Genomic DNA, 16,602 nt, shown 5'->3' on the forward strand with positions numbered 1-16,602 from the left:
ACCCCGGACAGGCACCCGGACAGGGCCCCGGATCCGGGCGCGGGGTCGAAGCCGCCGGGGTCGCGGCGGCGCTGGTGCGGCTGCCCGGCCGGGTCGCCGCCGACACGGCCCGGATCACGGTGCGCGGCGCGTCCGGCGGGGCCTGGACACCGCTGCCGGTGGCGCCCGGCCCGGCCGCACGCGGAGCCGCCACGCTGCTGATGTCGGTCGCGCCCGGCACCTACGTCGGCGGGATCGACCCCCGCCGCGGGCTGCTGCGCGTCCACCGCCTGGTCCCCGCCCCGTCCCCGTTCGAGCGGCGGCTGCGCGCCGCCGGGCTGGTCGGCGGCCCCGGGGAGGCGCCGTGACGCCCGACGTGCTGAACACCGCGGTCCCCGCCCTCGCCGTCATGGTCGGCGGGCTGCTGCCGGCGCTGTCGGCCATGCTGCGCGGCCGCCCCGCCGGGCGCCTGGCGGGCCTGATCGTCACCGGGCCGCTGGTCACCCTCGTGCTGGTGCTGCTGGCCGCCGCCTACGGCCGCCCCGCCTACCTGGACGTGGCGCTGGTGCTGGCGCTGCTGTCGTTCGCCGGGTCGCTGGTGTTCGCCCGGTTCCTGAGCCGGACCCTGTGAACCCTTCCGCGGAGGAGGACCCACGATGAGCCTGGACGTGCTGGCCGACGTGCTGACATGGGCCGGTGCCGCGGTCGCCGTCGCCGCCGGGCTGCGGCTGCCCTTCACCCGCGGCGCCGCCGCCCGCCTGCACGCCGTCGCGCCCGTCACCGTGCTCGCCGCGCCGCTGCTGATCGCCGGGACGGCGCTGCGGCCGTGGTCGTCCTGGCACGACGTCGCCAAACTCGCCGTCATCGCCGTGCTGCTCACCGCGACCGGCCCGCCCGCCGTGGTCACCGCCGGGCAGGCCGTCGAGCGCGCCGCCGGCGGATCGGAGTGACCCCGCCATGACCACCGTCTCCCTGGACGCCCTGTCCTTGAGTGCGCTGGCGGGGCCGCTCGCCGACGCGCTCATCGCCGCCGCCCTCGCGCTGGCCGCGCTGATGGCCACCGCGGTCGTGCTGACCCGCGGCACGGTCCGGCAGGCGATCGTGCTGTCGGGGTACGGGATGGTGCTGGGGCTGCTGTTCCTGATCCTGCAGGCCCCCGACGTCGCCATGTCCCAGATCGGTGTCGGGACCGTGCTGCTCCCGCTCATCGTCGTGCTGGCCCTGCACGCCACCCGCCGCTACCGCGACGGCGGCGAGGACGGCGCGGGCCGCGGCGAGGACGGCGACGGGGACGGCGACGGGGGCGAGCGCCGCCCCGGCGCCGGGGAGGGGGTGCGCCGGTGAAGCCGTCCCCCCGCATCCTGCTGTTCGCCGCGGGCGCCGCCGGAACCGCCGCGCTGTTCACCGCCGGCGTCCTCGGCCTGCCCGATTTCGGCGGCGGCCTGCACCCCTACGCCGACCGGGCCGTCCGGCACGCCGTCCAGCAGGGCACCCCCAACGCCGTCGCGTCGGTCACGTTCGACCAGCGCGCCTTCGACACCCTCGGCGAGGAGCTGATCCTGCTGTCGGCCGCGCTCGGCGCCGTGGTGCTGCTGCGCGTCGTGGACGGCGAGCGGGAGGACGAGGGCGGCGCGCACCGGCACGGGCCCGCCGAGGTGCCGGACGCGCTGCGGATCGCCGGGCTCCTGCTGCTGCCCCTGACCCTGCTCGCCGGCGTCTACATCGTCGCGCACGGCCACCAGTCCCCCGGCGGCGGCTTCCAGGGCGGCGTCGTCCTGGGCACCGCCGTCCACCTGCTCTACCTGGCCGGGGACTACCGCGCGCTGCAGCGGCTGCGGCCCATCCCGCTGCTGGAGTCCGCCGAGGCCGTCGCCGCCGCCGCGTTCGTGCTGCTGGCCCTGGCCGCCGCCGGGCAGGCCGCCGCCGGCCGCGTCCCCGCCCTCAACACCGCCGTCGGCGCCGAGGTCGGCTGCGCCCTGGTGCTGCTCCTCGGCAAGTTCTTCGACCAGGCCCTCCTCGTCCGCGGCACCGGCACCGACACCGGCTCCGGCGCCGGACGCGGCGGGGGCCGCACCGGGGAGTCCCCGTGAGCGCGCTGCCCTACCTCACCGCCGGCTGGATCATGCTCGCCGGCATCTACGGGATCGTCACCAGCCGCGACCTGATCCACGCCGTGGTGTGCCTGTCGGTCACCCAGTCGGGCACCTACGTGCTGCTCCTGGCCATCGGCCACCGGTACGGGGCCACCGCGCCGGTGTTCTCCGACCGGCCGCCGCCGCCCGCCGGGCGGCCCGTCACCGACCCCGTCGTGCAGGCCATGACCCTCACCGACATCGTCGTCGGCGCCACCGTCACCGCGCTGCTGCTCGCCCTGGCCGTGCAGGTCGCCAAGCGGCGCGGCACCCTGGACCCCGGCGCGCTGCGCTCTCTCGAGCCGTGATCCTGCAGGCCGCGATCGCGCTGCCGGTCCTGGTGGCGGCGCTGCTGGCCGCCGCCGGGCGGTGGCTGCCGCGGCGGGCCGTGGACACCGCCGCGCTGCTCACCGCCGCCGCCGTGACCGCCCTCACCGCGCTCACCCTCGCCCGCTCCGGCCGCGCCCCGCAGGTCGCCTGGCTCGGCGGCTGGGGGCCCGGCACCGGCGTCGGCATCCCGCTGGCCGCCGATCCCCTCGCCGCCGGGCTCGCCTGCGTCACCGCCGCGCTCACCCTGGCCGCGCTGGCGTTCTCCTGGCGGTACTTCACCGAGATCCAGGCGATCTTCCACGCGCTGATCCTGCTGTTCCTGGCGGCGATGTGCGGGTTCGTGTACACCGGGGACCTGTTCGACGCGTTCGTGTTCTTCGAGCTGATGAGCGTGGTGGCGTTCGCGCTGACCGGGTACCGGTCCGAGGAGCCCGCCACCGTCCACGGCGCCCTGAACTTCGGGATCGTCCAGTCGATCGGCGCGTACCTGGCCCTCGCCGGGATCGCGCTGCTGTACGGGCGCACCGGGCAGCTCGGCCTGGCCGCCATCGGACGCCACCTGGCCGGCACGCCCGCCGGGGACGGGCCGGGGGACGCGCTCGTCACCGCCGCGTTCGTGCTGGTGTGCACCGGCTACCTGGTCAAGGCCGCCGCCGTCCCCTTCCACTTCTGGCTCGCCGACGCCCACGCCGTCGCGCCCACCCCCGTGTGCGTGCTGTTCTCCGGCATCATGGTCGAGCTCGGCGTGTACGGGGTGGCGCGGACGTACTGGGCGGTGTTCGCCGGGCTCGTCCCGCTGCGCGCCGTCGCCGTCCTCGGCGCCGCCGCCGCGCTGCTCGGCGCCGTCATGTGCCTGCTGCAGCACCACATCAAGCGGCTGCTGGCCTATTCCACCGTCAGCCACGTCGGGCTGATGCTGGTCGGCGTCGCCGCCGGCACCCCCGGCGCGCTCGGCGGCACCGCCTACTACCTGGCCGGGCACGCCGGGGTGAAGGGCGCGCTGTTCCTGGCCGCCGGGGCGCTGCTGAACCGGCACGAGACCGTCGACGCCCGCGAGCTGCGCGGACGCGGCCGCGGCATGCCCGTCACCGGCGCCACGTTCCTGGCCGGGGCGCTGTGCCTGGCCGGGCTGCCGCCGTCGGGGCTGTTCGCCGGGCACGCGGTCACCGAGCACGCCGTCCTGGAGCTGGGCTGGTGGTGGTACACGCCGCTGTCGGTCGCGGCGTCCGCGCTCACCGCCGGCGCCGTCCTGCGGGTCTGGCTCACCGTGTGGCGCGGCACCCCCACCGAGCAGGGCTCCGGTTCGGGCGGGGACGGCGGGCACGAGGACCCCGAGACTCCCGGCGGGCTGCGGTCGGTGCCGTGGACGATGGTGCTGCCGGGGGCGGTGCTGCTCGCGGCCGGGGCCGTGGCCGGGCTGATGCCCGGCGGGTGGGTCGCCGCCGCCGCGCACGTGTTCGCCGACCGGGACGCCTACGCCGGGCTCGTCCTGGACGGTGTCGTCGCGCACCCGCACGCGCCGCCCGACGCCCCCTGGACCCTGCCCGGGTTCGCCGGATTCGCCGGCACGCTGCCGCTGGCCGCCCTGATCGCCGCGTCCGGGATCCGGCATCCCGCCGTCCTGTGCGTCCGCGCGGCGGTGCGGACCGGCGGCGGCCGGATAGTGGGACGGGCCGCCGGCGCCGTCACCGCGCGGCTGCACGCGCTGCACTCGGGGCACATCGGCGACTACGCGGCCTGGCTCACCGCCGGCGTCGCCGTCCTGGCCCTGCTCACCGCCCGGCTGTGACCCCGCCTCAGGTGCTCCACAGGCGGCGCTTGCGGTAGCGGGGCTCCCACATCACCCGGTTGCGCTCGCGGACCGGCCCCGGCAGCGAGGTCAGGAACCGGCTGCGCGCCACCGGCGCGATCCCGTCCACGACCCACGGGACGAACAGCGGCGCGCCCGCCTCGCAGCGGCGCTCGGCCTCGGCGGCCAGCTCCCGCCACTGCGCCGCGTCCAGCACCGACTCCGCCAGCGGCAGCGCCGTCGCCTCCTCGTGCCGCAGATGCGCCTCCAGCACGTCCCGCAGCGCCGCCACCGCCGCGACCGCCGCCCCGCCCGCCGCCGCGACCGCCGCCTGGGCCTTCGCCGGGGCCGCGCCGCCGGGGCCCGCCAGCGCCGCGTCGACGCGGGCGGACGGCGGCCCGATCCGGGCGTGCTCGGCGCGCATCTCCGCCAGCACCGCCAGCTCGGCCGGGCGGCCCGCCACCGCCCGCTCCACCCGCGGCCACAGCACCCGGTCCTCAAGGTCGTGGTGCATGCGCAGCTGGTCCTTGAGGTTGTCCCAGCCCGCGCGCACGTGCGCGGCGCCGCCCTTGCCCGCCGCCACCGCCGCTGCGAGCCGGTCCAGGTCCCGGCGGAACGCGTCGTGCGGGGCGTACAGGAGGGTGCGGCAGGTCGTGTCGCGTGCCCGTCCTACGGAAACTCCCATGCCCACAGGACGGCGCGGGCCGGGTCGGATGTGACGCGCCGGGACCGGGAAGAGACCGCTCTCACACCCCGGCGGGCCGCGCCTTGGCCAGGATCTCCAGGTAGTGGGGGTTGGACATCACGCCGAGGACGTTCCCGAACGGGTCGGCCACCGACGCCGTCACGAACCCCGTCCCCTCGCCCCGCTCGGTGGTCTCCTCGTGCACGCGGGCGCCCATCGCCAGCAGCCGCTGCACCGCCGCGTCCAGGTCGTCGACGTGCCAGTACACGATCGCGCCGCCCGGGCCGGCCTGGCCGCCCTCAGGGCCGCCGCCGGGGCGGAAGCGGGCGTCGATCAGGCCGAGCTCGTGCTCGTAGTCCCCGATGCGGAACTCGTAGTAGCCGGCGCGGCCGTCCGGGCCCGGGACGCTGAAGTAGGGCGCGACGCCCAGCAGCTCGGCGTACCAGTCCTTGGCGGCCTCCAGGTCGTCGGCCCACAGGCTGATGGTGGCGATTCCGCGCAGCATGTCCGTCCTCCGTTCGCGAGGCCCGGGACGTCCGGCCTCGTTTCCCGACGCTAGAGGGCCATTAGGTCACCCGAAGTCCTAAAAGGACGGCAGGATGCCGGTCATGCGCGATCCGTCCGGGCGGCTGCTCCGCCTGCTGTCCCTGCTGCAGACGCCCCGCGACTGGCAGGGCGGCGAACTCGCCGAGCGGCTCGGCGTCACCGCCCGCACCGTCCGCCGCGACATCGACCGGCTCCGCGGGCTCGGCTACCCCGTCCGCGCCACCCGCGGCGGCGCCGGCGGGTACCGGCTCACCGCCGGCGCGGCGATGCCGCCGCTGCTGCTGGACGACGACGAGGCCACCGCCATCGCCATCGGCCTGCGCACCGCCGCCGCCGGCGCCGTCACCGGCGCCGAGGACGCCTCGCTGCGCGCCCTGGCCAAACTCGAGCAGGTCCTCCCCCACCGGCTGCGGCCCCGCGTCGCCGCGCTCACCGAGGCCGCGGTGGCGCTGCCCGCGCAGGACCCCGCCCCGCCCGCCGCCGACCCCGGCGTGCTGGCGCTGCTCGCCGCCGCCTGCGTCACCCGCGAGCACGTCCGCTTCACCTACACCGCCGCCGGCGGCCGCGAGACCCGGCGGCTGGCGCAGCCGCACAAGCTCGTCGCCGCCGGCCGCCGCTGGTACCTGGTCGCCCACGACGAGGACCGCGGCGACTGGCGCACCTTCCGCGCCGACCGCATCACCGGCCCGCACCGCACCGGCGTGCGCGGCCCCGAACGGCGGCTGCCCGGCGGCGCCGACCCGGCGGCGTGGACGATGGACGCCCTCGCCGGCGGATCCGGGACGATCCGGGCGCGGCTGCTGCTGCACGCCCCCATCGCCGAGGCCGCCGCGCAGATCACCGCCTGGCACGGCGTCCTGGAACCGGACGGCGCGCACACCTGCGTCCTGCACACCCGGTCGGACTCGCTGCACCACCTCGCCCGCCGCGTGGCCCTGCTCCCGGTCGACTGCACGCTGCTGGACCCGCCGGAACTCGCCGGGCACCTGGCGGCCATCGCCGCCCGCCTCACCCGCGCCGTCCGGGACATCCCGTACTGACCCGGCGGGCGCGTCAGTCCAGGGAGGTGTCGCCGAGCGACTCCAGCAGCGCGCGCAGCGCCCCGGCCAGCCGCTCGCGGGCCGCCGGGTCCAGCGCGGCCAGCAGCCGGTCCTCGTTGGCGGCGTGCAGGCCGACCAGGTCGTCCACCGTCTCCAGGCCGAGCGGCGTCAGCCGGACCCGCACCGACCGGCGGTCGCCGGTGTCGCGGACCCGCTCGACCAGGCCCTTGGCCTCCATCCGGTCGATCCGGTTGGTGATCGCGCCCGAGGTCACCATCGCGGCGCGCAGCAGCGCCCCCGCCGTCAGCTCGTAGGGGGCGCCGTGGCGGCGCAGCGTCGCCAGGACGTCGAACTCCCAGCTCTCCAGCCCACGCTCGGCGAAGAACGCCTTCAGCCGCCGGGCCAGCAGCAGCTCCGCACGCGAGATCCGCCCGATGACGCCCATCGGGGACACGTCCACGTCGGGACGCTCCCGCCCCCACTGCGCCAGGATCGCGTCGACCGCGTCCGCCATCGCCCCTCCCCGCATCTCAACATTGAGATTATCAACGTCCAGCGTTCCCGGGCGGCGGACCGGGCGGCGCGCGGGTGCCGGGGCGGTGCGGCGGTATGGCACGATTCATCGGGTGAGCAGCAGATCGGGCGGGGCCGAGCACCTGCGCGACCTGGCGCGGCTGCGACGCGTCCGCGACCGGATCGACCGCGAGTACGCCCGGCCCCTGGACGTGGAGGCGCTGGCCCGCGGCGCGCACATGTCCGCCGGGCACCTCAGCCGCCAGTTCCGCCGCGCCTACGGCGAATCCCCCTACGGCTACCTCATGACCCGGCGCATCGAACGGGCCATGGCGCTGCTGCGCCGCGGCGACCTCAGCGTCACCGAGGTCTGCCACGCCGTCGGGTGCGCCTCCCCGGGCACCTTCGGCACCCGCTTCACCGAACTGGTCGGCATGCCGCCCGGCGCCTACCGCCGCCGCGCGGCCGCAGCCGCAGCCGCCGCCGCGTCCGACGCCTGTTCCGATGCCCCGTCCGGCACCCGGGCCGATGCCCCCTCGGGCATGCCGGCGGACGTCCCCTCCGGCGTCCCCTCGTGCATCGCCAAGCAGGTGACCAGACCGGTCAGGAATCAAGAAGCACCCGCCGGGCGGCCCCGGCTAGCCTGATCGCCACGGCCGCCTCCCCCGCCCGCCGGCACCGGCACGGCGCGGCGCCGGGGCGCCCGGCCGCACGGGGTGATCGCCGCGCAGACACGACACAGATGGAGTAGAGGATGAGCATGGCCACGGGGACCGACGCGCGACCGCCCGCGCCGCACGCCGCCGACAGCCACGACCTGATCCGCGTGCACGGGGCGCGCGAGAACAACCTCAAGGACGTCAGCATCGAGATCCCGAAACGCCGGCTGACGGTGTTCACCGGCGTCTCCGGCTCGGGCAAGAGCTCCCTGGTGTTCAACACGATCGCCGCCGAGTCGCAGCGGCTGATCAACGAGACCTACAGCACCTTCGTCCAGGGGTTCATGCCGACGCTCGCGCGGCCCGAGGTCGACGTCCTGGAGGGGCTGACCACCGCGATCATCGTCGACCAGCAGCGGATGGGCTCCGACCCCCGCTCCACCGTCGGCACCGCCACCGACGCCAACGCCATGCTGCGGATCCTGTTCAGCCGGCTCGGCGAGCCCTACATCGGCCCGGCCAAGGCGTTCTCCTTCAACGTCGCCTCGATCAGCGGGGCGGGCGCGGTCACCATCGAGCGCGGCGGCACGACGGTCAAGGAGAAGCGCGCCTTCAGCATCACCGGCGGCATGTGCCCGCGCTGCGAGGGCCGCGGCTCGGTCACCGACTTCGACCTGACCGCGCTCTACGACGACGCCAAGTCGCTGCGCGAGGGCGCCCTCACCATCCCCGGCTACAGCATGGACGGCTGGTACGGCCGCATCTTCATGGGCTCGGGCTTCCTGGACCCCGACAAGCCGATCCGCGAGTACACCGGCACCGAACTGCACGACCTGCTCCACAAGGAGGCGACGAAGATCAAGGTCGACGGCATCAACGTCACCTACGAGGGCCTGATCCCGCGGATCCGCAAGTCGTTCCTGGCCAAGGACCGGGAGGCGATGCAGCCGCACATCCGCGCGTTCGTGGACCGGGCGATCACCTTCACCTCCTGCCCCGACTGCGGCGGCACCCGGCTCACCGAGGCCGCCCGCTCCTCCAAGATCAAGGGGATCAGCATCGCCGACGCCTGCGCGATGCAGATCAGCGACCTCGCCGACTGGGTGCGGGAGCTGGACGAGCCGTCGGTCGCGCCGCTGCTGGCGACGCTGCAGCACACCCTCGACTCGTTCGTGGAGATCGGGCTCGGCTACCTCAGCCTGGAGCGCCCGTCGGGCACCCTGTCGGGCGGCGAGGCGCAGCGCACCAAGATGATCCGCCACCTCGGGTCCTCCCTCACCGACGTCACCTACGTCTTCGACGAGCCGACGATCGGGCTGCACCCGCACGACATCCAGCGGATGAACGGCATGCTGCGGCAGCTGCGCGACAAGGGCAACACCGTCCTGGTCGTCGAGCACAAGCCCGAGGCGATCGCCATCGCCGACCACGTCGTCGACCTCGGCCCCCACGCCGGCACCGGCGGCGGCGAGGTCGTGTTCGAGGGCACCGTCGACGGGCTCCGCGCCAGCGACACCCTCACCGGGCGGCACCTGGACGACCGCGCCTCCCTCAAAGCGTCCGTGCGGACCCCGTCCGGGACCCTGGAAGTGCGCGGCGCCTCCACCCACAACCTGCAGGACGTCGACGTCGACATCCCCCTCGGCGTGCTCGTCGTCGTCACCGGCGTCGCCGGGTCCGGCAAGAGCTCGCTGATCGGCGGGTCGGTCACCGGGCGGGACGGCGTGGTGTCGGTCGACCAGACCCCCATCAAGGGGTCGCGGCGCAGCAACCCCGCCACCTACACCGGGCTGCTCGACCCGATCCGCAAGGCGTTCGCCAAGGCCAACGGGGTCAAGCCCGCCCTGTTCAGCGCCAACTCCGAGGGCGCCTGCCCCGCCTGCAAGGGCGCCGGCGTCGTCTACATGGACCTGGCGATGATGGCGGGCGTCGCCACCACCTGCGAGGAGTGCGACGGCAAGCGGTTCCAGGCGGCGGTGCTGGAGCACCGCTTCGGCGGCCGCGACATCAGCGAGGTCCTGGCGATGCCGGTCGCCGAGGCCGAGGAGTTCTTCGGCTCCGGCGAGGCCCGGATCCCCGCCGCCCACAAGATCCTGCAGCGGATGTCCGACGTCGGGCTCGGCTACCTGCGGCTCGGCCAGCCGCTGACCACCCTGTCCGGCGGCGAGCGGCAGCGCCTCAAGCTGGCCACCGAGATGGGCGGCAAGGGCGGCGTCTACGTCCTGGACGAGCCCACCACCGGCCTGCACCTCGCCGACGTCGAGCAGCTCCTCGGCCTGCTCGACCGGCTCGTCGACTCCGGCAAGTCGGTCATCGTCATCGAGCACCACCAGGCCGTCATGGCGCACGCCGACTGGATCATCGACCTCGGCCCCGGCGCCGGCCACGACGGCGGCCGGATCGTGTTCCAGGGCAGCCCGGCCGACCTGGTCGCCGGCCGCTCCACCCTCACCGGCCGGCACCTGGCCGACTACGTCGCCACCTGACCGCCCCTGACCGACACCTGACCGCCCCTGACCGACACCTGGCCGACATCCGTCCCCCGGGCGCCGCGCACCGCCGCCCCCGGGGATCCGGCTGCCCGGCGGAGAAGGGGCCGGCGAACGCCCGCCCGCCTGCGCTTATCCGGACATATAGGGTTGGTTCGCATGGCGCTGCAGCTCGTACAGGTGAACGTCAAAGCCCGCGACGACGCGGCCCTCGGCCGGTTCTGGGGCGACGCGCTCGGCTGGGGCCTGTCCAGCGAGGGGCCCGGCGTCACCAACGTCGAACCCGTGGGGTTCGACTGGCCCGACCCCACCGCGGTGTGCATCGACGTCGTCGCCGTCCCCGACCCCGAGACGGTGAAGTACCGCACCCACCTCGACCTCGCCACCACCTCCGCGGACCACCACGCGGAACTGGTCGCGCGCCTGCAGGACCTCGGCGCGGTGCCCGCCGACATCGGCCAGGGCGACGTCCCCTGGACGGTCATGGCCGACCCCGAGGGCAATGTGTTCTGCGTGCTGGAGCCCCGGGAGATCTACCGGGACACCGGCCCGATCGCCGCGGTCGTGGTCGACTGCGACGATCCGCGGGCCATGGCCCGGTTCTGGCACGAGGCGATCGGCTGGACCCTGCACGAGGCGGCCGACGGCCACGCGCGGCTGCGCTCCCCCCAGGGCGTCGGGCCCTACCTGGAGTTCGTCCGCACGCCCGGCGCCGAGCCCGTGTGGAAGCGCGTCCACATCGACCTGCTGCCCGACCCCGTCGAGGACCAGGCCGCCGAGGCGGCCCGGCTGCGCGCCCTGGGCGCCCGCGACGCCGACGTCGGCCAGGGCGACGTGCCGTGGATGTGCCTCGCCGACCCCGAGGGCAACGAGTTCTGCGTCCTCGGACGGGGCTGACGCCGTCCCGGGTCCGGCCGGAAAACCCGTTGAGCCCGCCTCCCGCGCTCCCGTAGGTTGCCTGCGGCCCCCGCCACCACGAGGACAGAGGACGAGACCGCGTGACCCCGCCTGCTCTGCGGACCTGACACCTTCTTCCGCTCACCCGTAGCCGGCCCTCCCGCCGGCTCTGCCGGGCCGCCCTCGCGCGCCCGGTCACTCAGCGTTGGAGGCCGCGCGCAATCGGCCTCGTGTCAGGTCCAGAGGGATCATGTCCTCACAACCTCATACCGTGCTGCCCTGGGTCGTCCGCCGGACCAGGCTGCCAATGCTGTCGCTGCGCTGCGGCGACTGCCCGTCGGAGTCGGCCACCGCCGGCGCCGGCCGGTTCCGCGTCAACGCCAACGGCAAACAGCTGTCGGTGTGGCTGCTGGCCCGCTGCACCGCCTGCGACCGGACCGGCAAGCTCACCGTGCACGAGCGGGTCCCGGTCAGAGCCTTCGACCCCGCCCTGCTGGACGGCTACCGGGCCAACGACCCGGACCTGGTGGCGGCCGCGCTGCTGGATCCGCTGCTCGCCCGCCGCAACCGCTTCACCCTGGACTGGCGGGGAGCCTGGCGGCTGCACACGCCGCCGGGCACCCCGCCGGTGCGGCCCGACCGGGCGTGGCCCGTCCGGGTCGAGGTCGTCTTCGACGACCCGGTGCCGGTGCGTCCGGACCGGCTCATCGCCCGCGCACTCGAACTCAGCAGGAACGAGGTGCTCCGCCGGATCACATGCGACATCCCGCTGCGCCGCCCGACCAGTACCGGCTTCGCCTTCACCGTGATGCCCGGCGACTAGCGGCGGCGTGACCGCGGGCCGCGCCGCCCCGGCGAACCCGCCGGGGCGGCGCGGCCGGCGTCACGCGACGGCCGTCCCCTCCAGCTCGACCATCAGGGCGGGGATCGCCAGCCGCGTCACCCCCAGCATCGTGGTGGCCGGCGCCGCCCCGGCGGCCCCGAGCCGCGACGCCAGCACACCGTAGTGCCGGAAGAGCAGGTCGACGTCGGTGGTGTAGACGTTGAGCCGGACCAGGTCCGCCAGGGACATGCCGGCCTCGCCGAGGACGGCCTCCAGGTTGGCCAGGCTCAGCGCCAGCTGCGCCTCCATGTCACCGTCGTGCTGGGGCTCGCCGTCGCCGCTCATCGCGGTCTGCCCGGAGCAGTACAGGGTCCGGGTGTGCCCGGAGACGAGCTCGCCCTGGTTGAATCCCATCTCGACCGACCAGGTCACCGGGTTGACCGCCGTTCGTTCCATTGCCGTGTGCACTCCGTTCGATTCGTTCGGCAGGACGGGCGCCCGCCGGCACGGTGACCGCGCTCCCGGACGCCCTGGTGACGAGCCTCCCAGCGAATCACGACATCCTCTGTCGTGTATTTCAGTAGATTCCTCGCATGCGCGCCGACCGGCTGGTCTCACTCGTCCTGCTGCTGCGGCAGCACGGGCGGCTGACCGCGGCCGTGCTGGCCCGCGAACTGGAGGTGTCCACCCGCACCGTCCTGCGCGACATCGAGGCGCTGTCGGCGGCCGGCGTCCCGGTCTACGCCGAACGCGGCCGGCACGGCGGCTTCGCGCTGCTGCCCGGCTTCCGGACCGAGCTCACCGGCCTGAACCCCGACGAGGCCCTCGCCCTGCTGGTCGCCGGATCGCGGCGCGGCGCGCAGGCGTTCGGCCTCGGCTCCGCGCTCGCCTCGGCGATGCTCAAAGTGGTCGACGCGCTCCCGGACGGCTACCGGGACACCGCGGCCGGCGCGGCGGAGCGGCTGCTCATCGAACCCGAGACCGACCTGCTCTCGCGCCGGCCGAGCACCGAGGACGTCCCCGACGCCGTCGCCGCCGAAGTGCTGCGCGCGGTGCTCACCGGGCGCAGGCTGCGGATCCACTACGCGGCCTGGGACCAGGCCCCGAAATGGCGCACGGTGGACCCGGTCGGGCTGGTCACCATCCGCGACCGCGGCTACCTGCTGGCCACCAGGTCGGGCGAGGACCGCACCTACCGGCTGTCGCGCGTCCTGGACGCCGAGGCGCTCCCCGAACCCGCGCAGCGCCCGGACCGCGTCGACCTGGACCGGGCCTGGCAGGAACGCGGCACGCGGTTCCGGGCCGGCGGCGACCAGGTCGCCGTGCTGCTCCGGCTGTCCCCGGCGCGCCGGGAGGAACTGCTGGCCACCGCGCTGGCCGTCCTCGCCGAAGAACCCGACGCCGACGGCATGCTGCGGCTGGAGGCGACCTTCCAGGACGCCCGGCACGCGGTCTGGGCGCTCTGGCAGCTCGGCACGGACGCCGAAGCCCTGGCACCGGAGTGGCTGCGCACCTCCCTGCGCGACCGCGCCGCCGCGCTCGCCGCCCGCTACGACCCCCCGCTTTAACGACAGGCCGCCCACCGAGCGCGGCGCCCAGCCCTGCCCTGCGGTGCCCCGGAGACCTGGGCGGCGGCGTTGACGCCGCTCATGAAGTTCGGGAACCGGCCGCCGGTGCTCCACGGCGCGGTCGCCTCGAACACGCGCGCGTGCCCGGGCGGCTGTCAGGTGAGCGGCCAGGTGCGCAGGGCCGCGTCGGCCATGGCCTGGAGCTCGCCGGGGCCGACGCCGCCCGCGGCCTGCACGGCGATGCCGAACGCCAGGGTGGTGACGTAGCGGGCCAGGAGCCCCGGGTCGGTGCCGGGCGGCAGGTCGCCCTCGTCGACGGCCCGCTGGAACCGCTCCCGCAGGCGCGAGCAGCCGTCGTTGCGCCAGGCGGCGAGGAGGTCGCGGACTCCGCGTCCGGGATCACCGGTGGCCAGGGCGCCCTGGACGCCCAGGCAGCCGTGGGGACGGGACGGGCCGGTGGTGGTCCGGACGACGCCGGCCAGGATCGCGGTGGCCGTGCCGAGGGCGGTCGGTTCCGCGAGGGCGCGGGTCAGGTAGGCGCTGGGGCCTTCGGTGTAGCGCTCCAGGACCTTGCGGAACAGCTCCTCCTTGTTGCCGAAGGCCGCGTACATGCTGGTGGTGGAGATGCCCATGGCGCGGGTCAGGGCGGCCAGGCCGGCGCCTTCGTAGCCGTGCTCCCAGAAGACCAGCATGGCGCGCTCGAGGGCTTGGTCGGCGTCGAATCCGCGCGGCCGGCCGATGGGGCCGCTCTGTCCGGTCTGCACGCCGGCAGCCTACCGCATTCCGCATCGATCGCTACGGAAGTGCTATGGTCCATTTCTGCACTGATCGATACAGAAGTTTGCGGAGGTCGTTGGCCATGGGACTGCTTGAGGACAAGACCGCTCTGGTCACCGGGGGCGGCACCGGGATCGGCCTGGCCACCGCCGTCCGGCTGGCCGCGGAGGGCGCGCACGTGTTCGTCACCGGCCGGCGCAAGGCCGAACTGGACGCCGCCGCCGAAGCGATCGGTCCGGCGGCCACCCCGGTCGTCGGCGACATCTGCGACCTGGCCGACCTGGACCGGCTCTACGAGACGATCCGCGGCCGGGGGCGGGGTCTGGACGTCGTGTTCGCCAATGCCTCCGTCGCGGAGTTCGCGCCGCTCGAACAGGTCACCGAGGAGCACTTCGACACCCTCTTCGGCATCAACGTCCGCGGCACGGTGTTCACCGTCAAGAAGGCGCTGCCGCTGCTCAACGACGGCGCCTCGATCATCTTGAACGGCTCCACCAACGCCGGGGCCGGGGACGAGGCGTTCGGCGTGTACGCGGCGAGCAAGGCCGCCACCCGGTCGTTCGCCCGGACCTGGGCCAACGAGCTCAAGGGACGCGGCATCCGGGTCAACACCATCACCCCCGGCCCGACCGACACGCCCGGCCTGTCGGGGCTCGCTCCCGACGCGGTCCAGGCCGCCGACTTCAGGCGGCGACTGGCCGCGAACGTGCCGCTGGGCCGCCTCGGGCGCCCGGAGGAGATCGCCGCCGCCGTGGCGTTCCTCGCCTGCGAGCAGTCCAGCTTCATCACCGGTTCGAGCCTGTACGTCGACGGCGGCCTGCAGCAGATCTGAGTCTTCGCGGCCGGTGCCCGCACCCGCCCGCCATCCCAGTAGAGGTGAACACCCCATGACAGTGATCGGCATCATCGGCGCGGGCGAGGTCGGCGGCCAGATCGCGCGCGCCGCGATCGCGACCGGCTACGACGTCGTCATCGCCAACTCACGCGGACCCGAGACCCTGAAGGACCTCATCGACGAACTCGGCCCGTCGGCGCGCGCCGCGACCGCCGCCGGTGCCGCGGCCGCGGGTGACTTCGCGGTCGTGGCGGTCCCCTTGAAGGTGGTCAACGACATGCCCGCCGAGGAGCTGGCCGGCAAGGTCGTGCTGGACACCAACAACTACATGGTGTGGCGCGACGGCCATATCCCGGTCGTCGATTCGGGTGAGAAGACCGTCCACGAGCTGCGCCAGGAGCACCTTCCGCGGTCCAAGGTCGTCAAGGCGTTCACCCACATCCAGGCGCCGCGCATCACCACCGCGGGCCTCCCGGCGGGCGCCCCGGGCCGTCTGGCGCTGTCGGCGTCGAGTGATTTCCCCGAGGCCGTGGAACTGGTGACGCGGCTGTACGACCGGTTCGGATTCGACACCGTCGACAACAGCCCGCTCAGCGAGTCGTGGCGAAGCGGCCCCGGCCAGCCCGCGTGGCTCGCGCACGAGCACCAGACCCGTGCCGACCTGATCGCCAACCTCGCCGACGCCCGGCGGATCACCGTGAGCTGAGCCGCCCGGGCCCCGTACCGGTCAGCCAGACCGGTACGGACCCGGGGCGGACGTCGGCTAGCGCAGATGCCGGGCGAAGAACCGGGCCGCGGCATCCCCCGCGAACGGCGGGACGCCGGTGTGCCCGCCCATGTTGGCGTGCAGCGTCTTCTCCTTGCTGCCGAAGGCGTCGAACAGGTCCAGGGCCGCCTGCCGGTCGTTCCCCTCGTCGTCCCACTGCAGCAGCACGTGCAGCGGAATGGCGACCCGGCGGGCCTCCTGGAGAATGGTGCGAGGCACGAAACTCCCGGCGAACAGGACGGCGGCCGCGATGCGCGGCTCGACCACCGCCAGCCGGACGCCGATGGCGATCACCCCGCCCGAGTACCCGACCGGGCCGCCGATCCCGGGCAGGGCGAGGAGGGCGTCCAGCGCCTCCCGCCATTCCGGGACCGCCTTGTCCACCAGCGGGAGGACGAGCCGGTCGATGATCTCCTCGTCGACCGGCCCGCCTGCCGCCAGCGCCCGGCGCAGGTCGGCGCGGGCCTGTTCGGCGGCGGCCGAGCGGGGCCGGTCGCCGCCGCCGGGGAGTTCGATGGCGGCGGCGGCGAAACCCTGCTCGGCCGACTGCCGGGCGCGGGCGGCCAGCCGGGGGCGCATCCCGTCCAGTCCGCCCGGGTGGCCGAGAAGGATCAGCGGGGCCGGCGCGGAGGCGGCTCCGGGCGTCCACAGGACGCCGGGGATCTCACCGAGAGTGAAGTCGCGTTCGACAACGCCGCCGTCGAGGCGCTGCTCGGAGGTGAATCGCATGGTCGTGCCTTTCGGGAGTGCTGCTGGACGGCGCTCCCGGACGAC

21 protein-coding genes are annotated in these 16,602 nt (G+C 75.0%); 15 read left to right on the forward strand and 6 right to left on the reverse strand.

Going from position 1 to position 16,602, the window contains the following annotated elements:
- From E1284_RS41365 to E1284_RS11415, 7 genes are all read left to right on the forward strand, one after another.
- Positions 1–347 (forward strand): hypothetical protein (locus E1284_RS41365; RefSeq protein ID WP_207923690.1); only part of this gene is annotated, 347 nt, incomplete at its 5' end.
- Positions 344–610, forward strand: a complete 267-nt coding sequence (locus tag E1284_RS11390; protein ID WP_207923691.1) for a monovalent cation/H+ antiporter complex subunit F — start codon at positions 344–346, stop codon at positions 608–610. The genes E1284_RS41365 and E1284_RS11390, both read left to right, overlap by 4 nt.
- Positions 611–635: 25 nt before the next feature.
- Positions 636–929 (forward strand): monovalent cation/H(+) antiporter subunit G, encoded by a 294-nt coding sequence (locus E1284_RS11395; RefSeq protein WP_131939004.1) that lies wholly within the window; start codon positions 636–638, stop codon positions 927–929.
- A 7-nt stretch (positions 930–936) separates the two neighbouring features.
- Positions 937–1,323 (forward strand): Na(+)/H(+) antiporter subunit B, encoded by a 387-nt coding sequence (locus E1284_RS11400; RefSeq protein ID WP_131939005.1) that lies wholly within the window; start codon positions 937–939, stop codon positions 1,321–1,323.
- Positions 1,320–2,069 carry an MnhB domain-containing protein gene (locus E1284_RS11405; RefSeq protein WP_131939006.1) on the forward strand — a complete coding sequence of 250 codons (750 nt, stop codon included), beginning with the start codon at positions 1,320–1,322 and terminating at the stop codon, positions 2,067–2,069. The genes E1284_RS11400 and E1284_RS11405 overlap by 4 nt, the downstream gene beginning before the upstream one ends.
- Positions 2,066–2,419, forward strand: coding sequence for a sodium:proton antiporter (locus E1284_RS11410; RefSeq protein ID WP_131939007.1), 354 nt, complete (start codon positions 2,066–2,068; stop codon positions 2,417–2,419). Before E1284_RS11405 ends, E1284_RS11410 begins: the two co-directional genes overlap by 4 nt.
- On the forward strand, positions 2,416–4,230 hold the full coding sequence (locus E1284_RS11415) for a complex I subunit 5 family protein (RefSeq protein ID WP_207923692.1): 1,815 nt from the start codon (positions 2,416–2,418) through the stop codon (positions 4,228–4,230). The genes E1284_RS11410 and E1284_RS11415 overlap by 4 nt, the downstream gene beginning before the upstream one ends.
- Positions 4,231–4,237: 7 nt before the next feature.
- On the opposite strand, the gene E1284_RS11420 is transcribed toward E1284_RS11415, so the two are convergent.
- Together E1284_RS11420 and E1284_RS11425 are read right to left on the reverse strand one after the other, a co-directional pair.
- Complete coding sequence (locus E1284_RS11420; RefSeq protein ID WP_131939008.1) at positions 4,238–4,915, reverse strand: hemerythrin domain-containing protein; 678 nt, start codon at positions 4,913–4,915, stop codon at positions 4,238–4,240.
- A gap of 61 nt (positions 4,916–4,976) precedes the next feature.
- The gene (locus E1284_RS11425) at positions 4,977–5,420 is read right to left on the reverse strand and encodes a VOC family protein (protein ID WP_131939009.1); all 444 of its coding nucleotides are present in this window, start codon (positions 5,418–5,420) and stop codon (positions 4,977–4,979) included.
- A gap of 103 nt (positions 5,421–5,523) precedes the next feature.
- Between E1284_RS11425 and E1284_RS11430 the strand changes: the two genes are divergently transcribed.
- Complete coding sequence (locus E1284_RS11430) at positions 5,524–6,501, forward strand: helix-turn-helix transcriptional regulator (RefSeq protein ID WP_131939010.1); 978 nt, start codon at positions 5,524–5,526, stop codon at positions 6,499–6,501.
- A gap of 13 nt (positions 6,502–6,514) precedes the next feature.
- On the opposite strand, the gene E1284_RS11435 is transcribed toward E1284_RS11430, so the two are convergent.
- Positions 6,515–7,015 carry a MarR family winged helix-turn-helix transcriptional regulator gene (locus tag E1284_RS11435; protein ID WP_131939011.1) on the reverse strand — a complete coding sequence of 167 codons (501 nt, stop codon included), beginning with the start codon at positions 7,013–7,015 and terminating at the stop codon, positions 6,515–6,517.
- Positions 7,016–7,127: 112 nt separating this feature from the next.
- Here E1284_RS11435 and E1284_RS11440 point away from each other — a divergent pair, with 112 nt between their 5' ends.
- The 4 genes from E1284_RS11440 (at position 7,128) to E1284_RS11455 (ending at position 11,882) form a co-directional block, all read left to right on the forward strand.
- Positions 7,128–7,661: a helix-turn-helix transcriptional regulator gene (locus tag E1284_RS11440; RefSeq protein WP_131939012.1), complete on the forward strand. Its 534-nt coding sequence runs from the start codon at positions 7,128–7,130 to the stop codon at positions 7,659–7,661.
- A gap of 107 nt (positions 7,662–7,768) precedes the next feature.
- Positions 7,769–10,159 (forward strand): ATP-binding cassette domain-containing protein, encoded by a 2,391-nt coding sequence (locus tag E1284_RS11445; RefSeq protein ID WP_131939013.1) that lies wholly within the window; start codon positions 7,769–7,771, stop codon positions 10,157–10,159.
- A 162-nt stretch (positions 10,160–10,321) separates the two neighbouring features.
- Positions 10,322–11,059, forward strand: coding sequence for a VOC family protein (locus tag E1284_RS11450; RefSeq protein WP_131939014.1), 738 nt, complete (start codon positions 10,322–10,324; stop codon positions 11,057–11,059).
- A 271-nt stretch (positions 11,060–11,330) separates the two neighbouring features.
- Positions 11,331–11,882, forward strand: coding sequence for a DUF1062 domain-containing protein (locus E1284_RS11455; RefSeq protein ID WP_243714412.1), 552 nt, complete (start codon positions 11,331–11,333; stop codon positions 11,880–11,882).
- A gap of 60 nt (positions 11,883–11,942) precedes the next feature.
- Here the strand turns inward: E1284_RS11455 and E1284_RS11460 are convergent, their stop codons facing one another.
- Positions 11,943–12,338, reverse strand: coding sequence for a RidA family protein (locus tag E1284_RS11460; protein ID WP_131939016.1), 396 nt, complete (start codon positions 12,336–12,338; stop codon positions 11,943–11,945).
- Between the two features lie 137 nt (positions 12,339–12,475).
- On the opposite strand from E1284_RS11460, the gene E1284_RS11465 reads away from it, so the two are divergent.
- The gene (locus E1284_RS11465) at positions 12,476–13,450 is read left to right on the forward strand and encodes a helix-turn-helix transcriptional regulator (protein ID WP_131939017.1); all 975 of its coding nucleotides are present in this window, start codon (positions 12,476–12,478) and stop codon (positions 13,448–13,450) included.
- Positions 13,451–13,605: 155 nt separating this feature from the next.
- On the opposite strand, the gene E1284_RS11470 is transcribed toward E1284_RS11465, so the two are convergent.
- On the reverse strand, positions 13,606–14,214 hold the full coding sequence (locus tag E1284_RS11470) for a TetR/AcrR family transcriptional regulator (RefSeq protein WP_131939018.1): 609 nt from the start codon (positions 14,212–14,214) through the stop codon (positions 13,606–13,608).
- Positions 14,215–14,309: 95 nt separating this feature from the next.
- On the opposite strand from E1284_RS11470, the gene E1284_RS11475 reads away from it, so the two are divergent.
- Together E1284_RS11475 and E1284_RS11480 are read left to right on the forward strand one after the other, a co-directional pair.
- Positions 14,310–15,059 carry an SDR family oxidoreductase gene (locus E1284_RS11475; RefSeq protein ID WP_131939019.1) on the forward strand — a complete coding sequence of 250 codons (750 nt, stop codon included), beginning with the start codon at positions 14,310–14,312 and terminating at the stop codon, positions 15,057–15,059.
- Between the two features lie 55 nt (positions 15,060–15,114).
- A complete protein-coding gene (locus E1284_RS11480; RefSeq protein WP_131939020.1) occupies positions 15,115–15,768 on the forward strand; it encodes an NADPH-dependent F420 reductase in 654 nt (217 codons plus the stop codon).
- 57 nt (positions 15,769–15,825) lie between these two features.
- On the opposite strand, the gene E1284_RS11485 is transcribed toward E1284_RS11480, so the two are convergent.
- Positions 15,826–16,557 (reverse strand): dienelactone hydrolase family protein, encoded by a 732-nt coding sequence (locus E1284_RS11485; protein WP_131939021.1) that lies wholly within the window; start codon positions 16,555–16,557, stop codon positions 15,826–15,828.
- Positions 16,558–16,602: the final 45 nt, after the last annotated feature.

The organism is Actinomadura bangladeshensis (assembly GCF_004348335.1).
GTDB lineage: Bacteria > Actinomycetota > Actinomycetes > Streptosporangiales > Streptosporangiaceae > Spirillospora > Spirillospora bangladeshensis.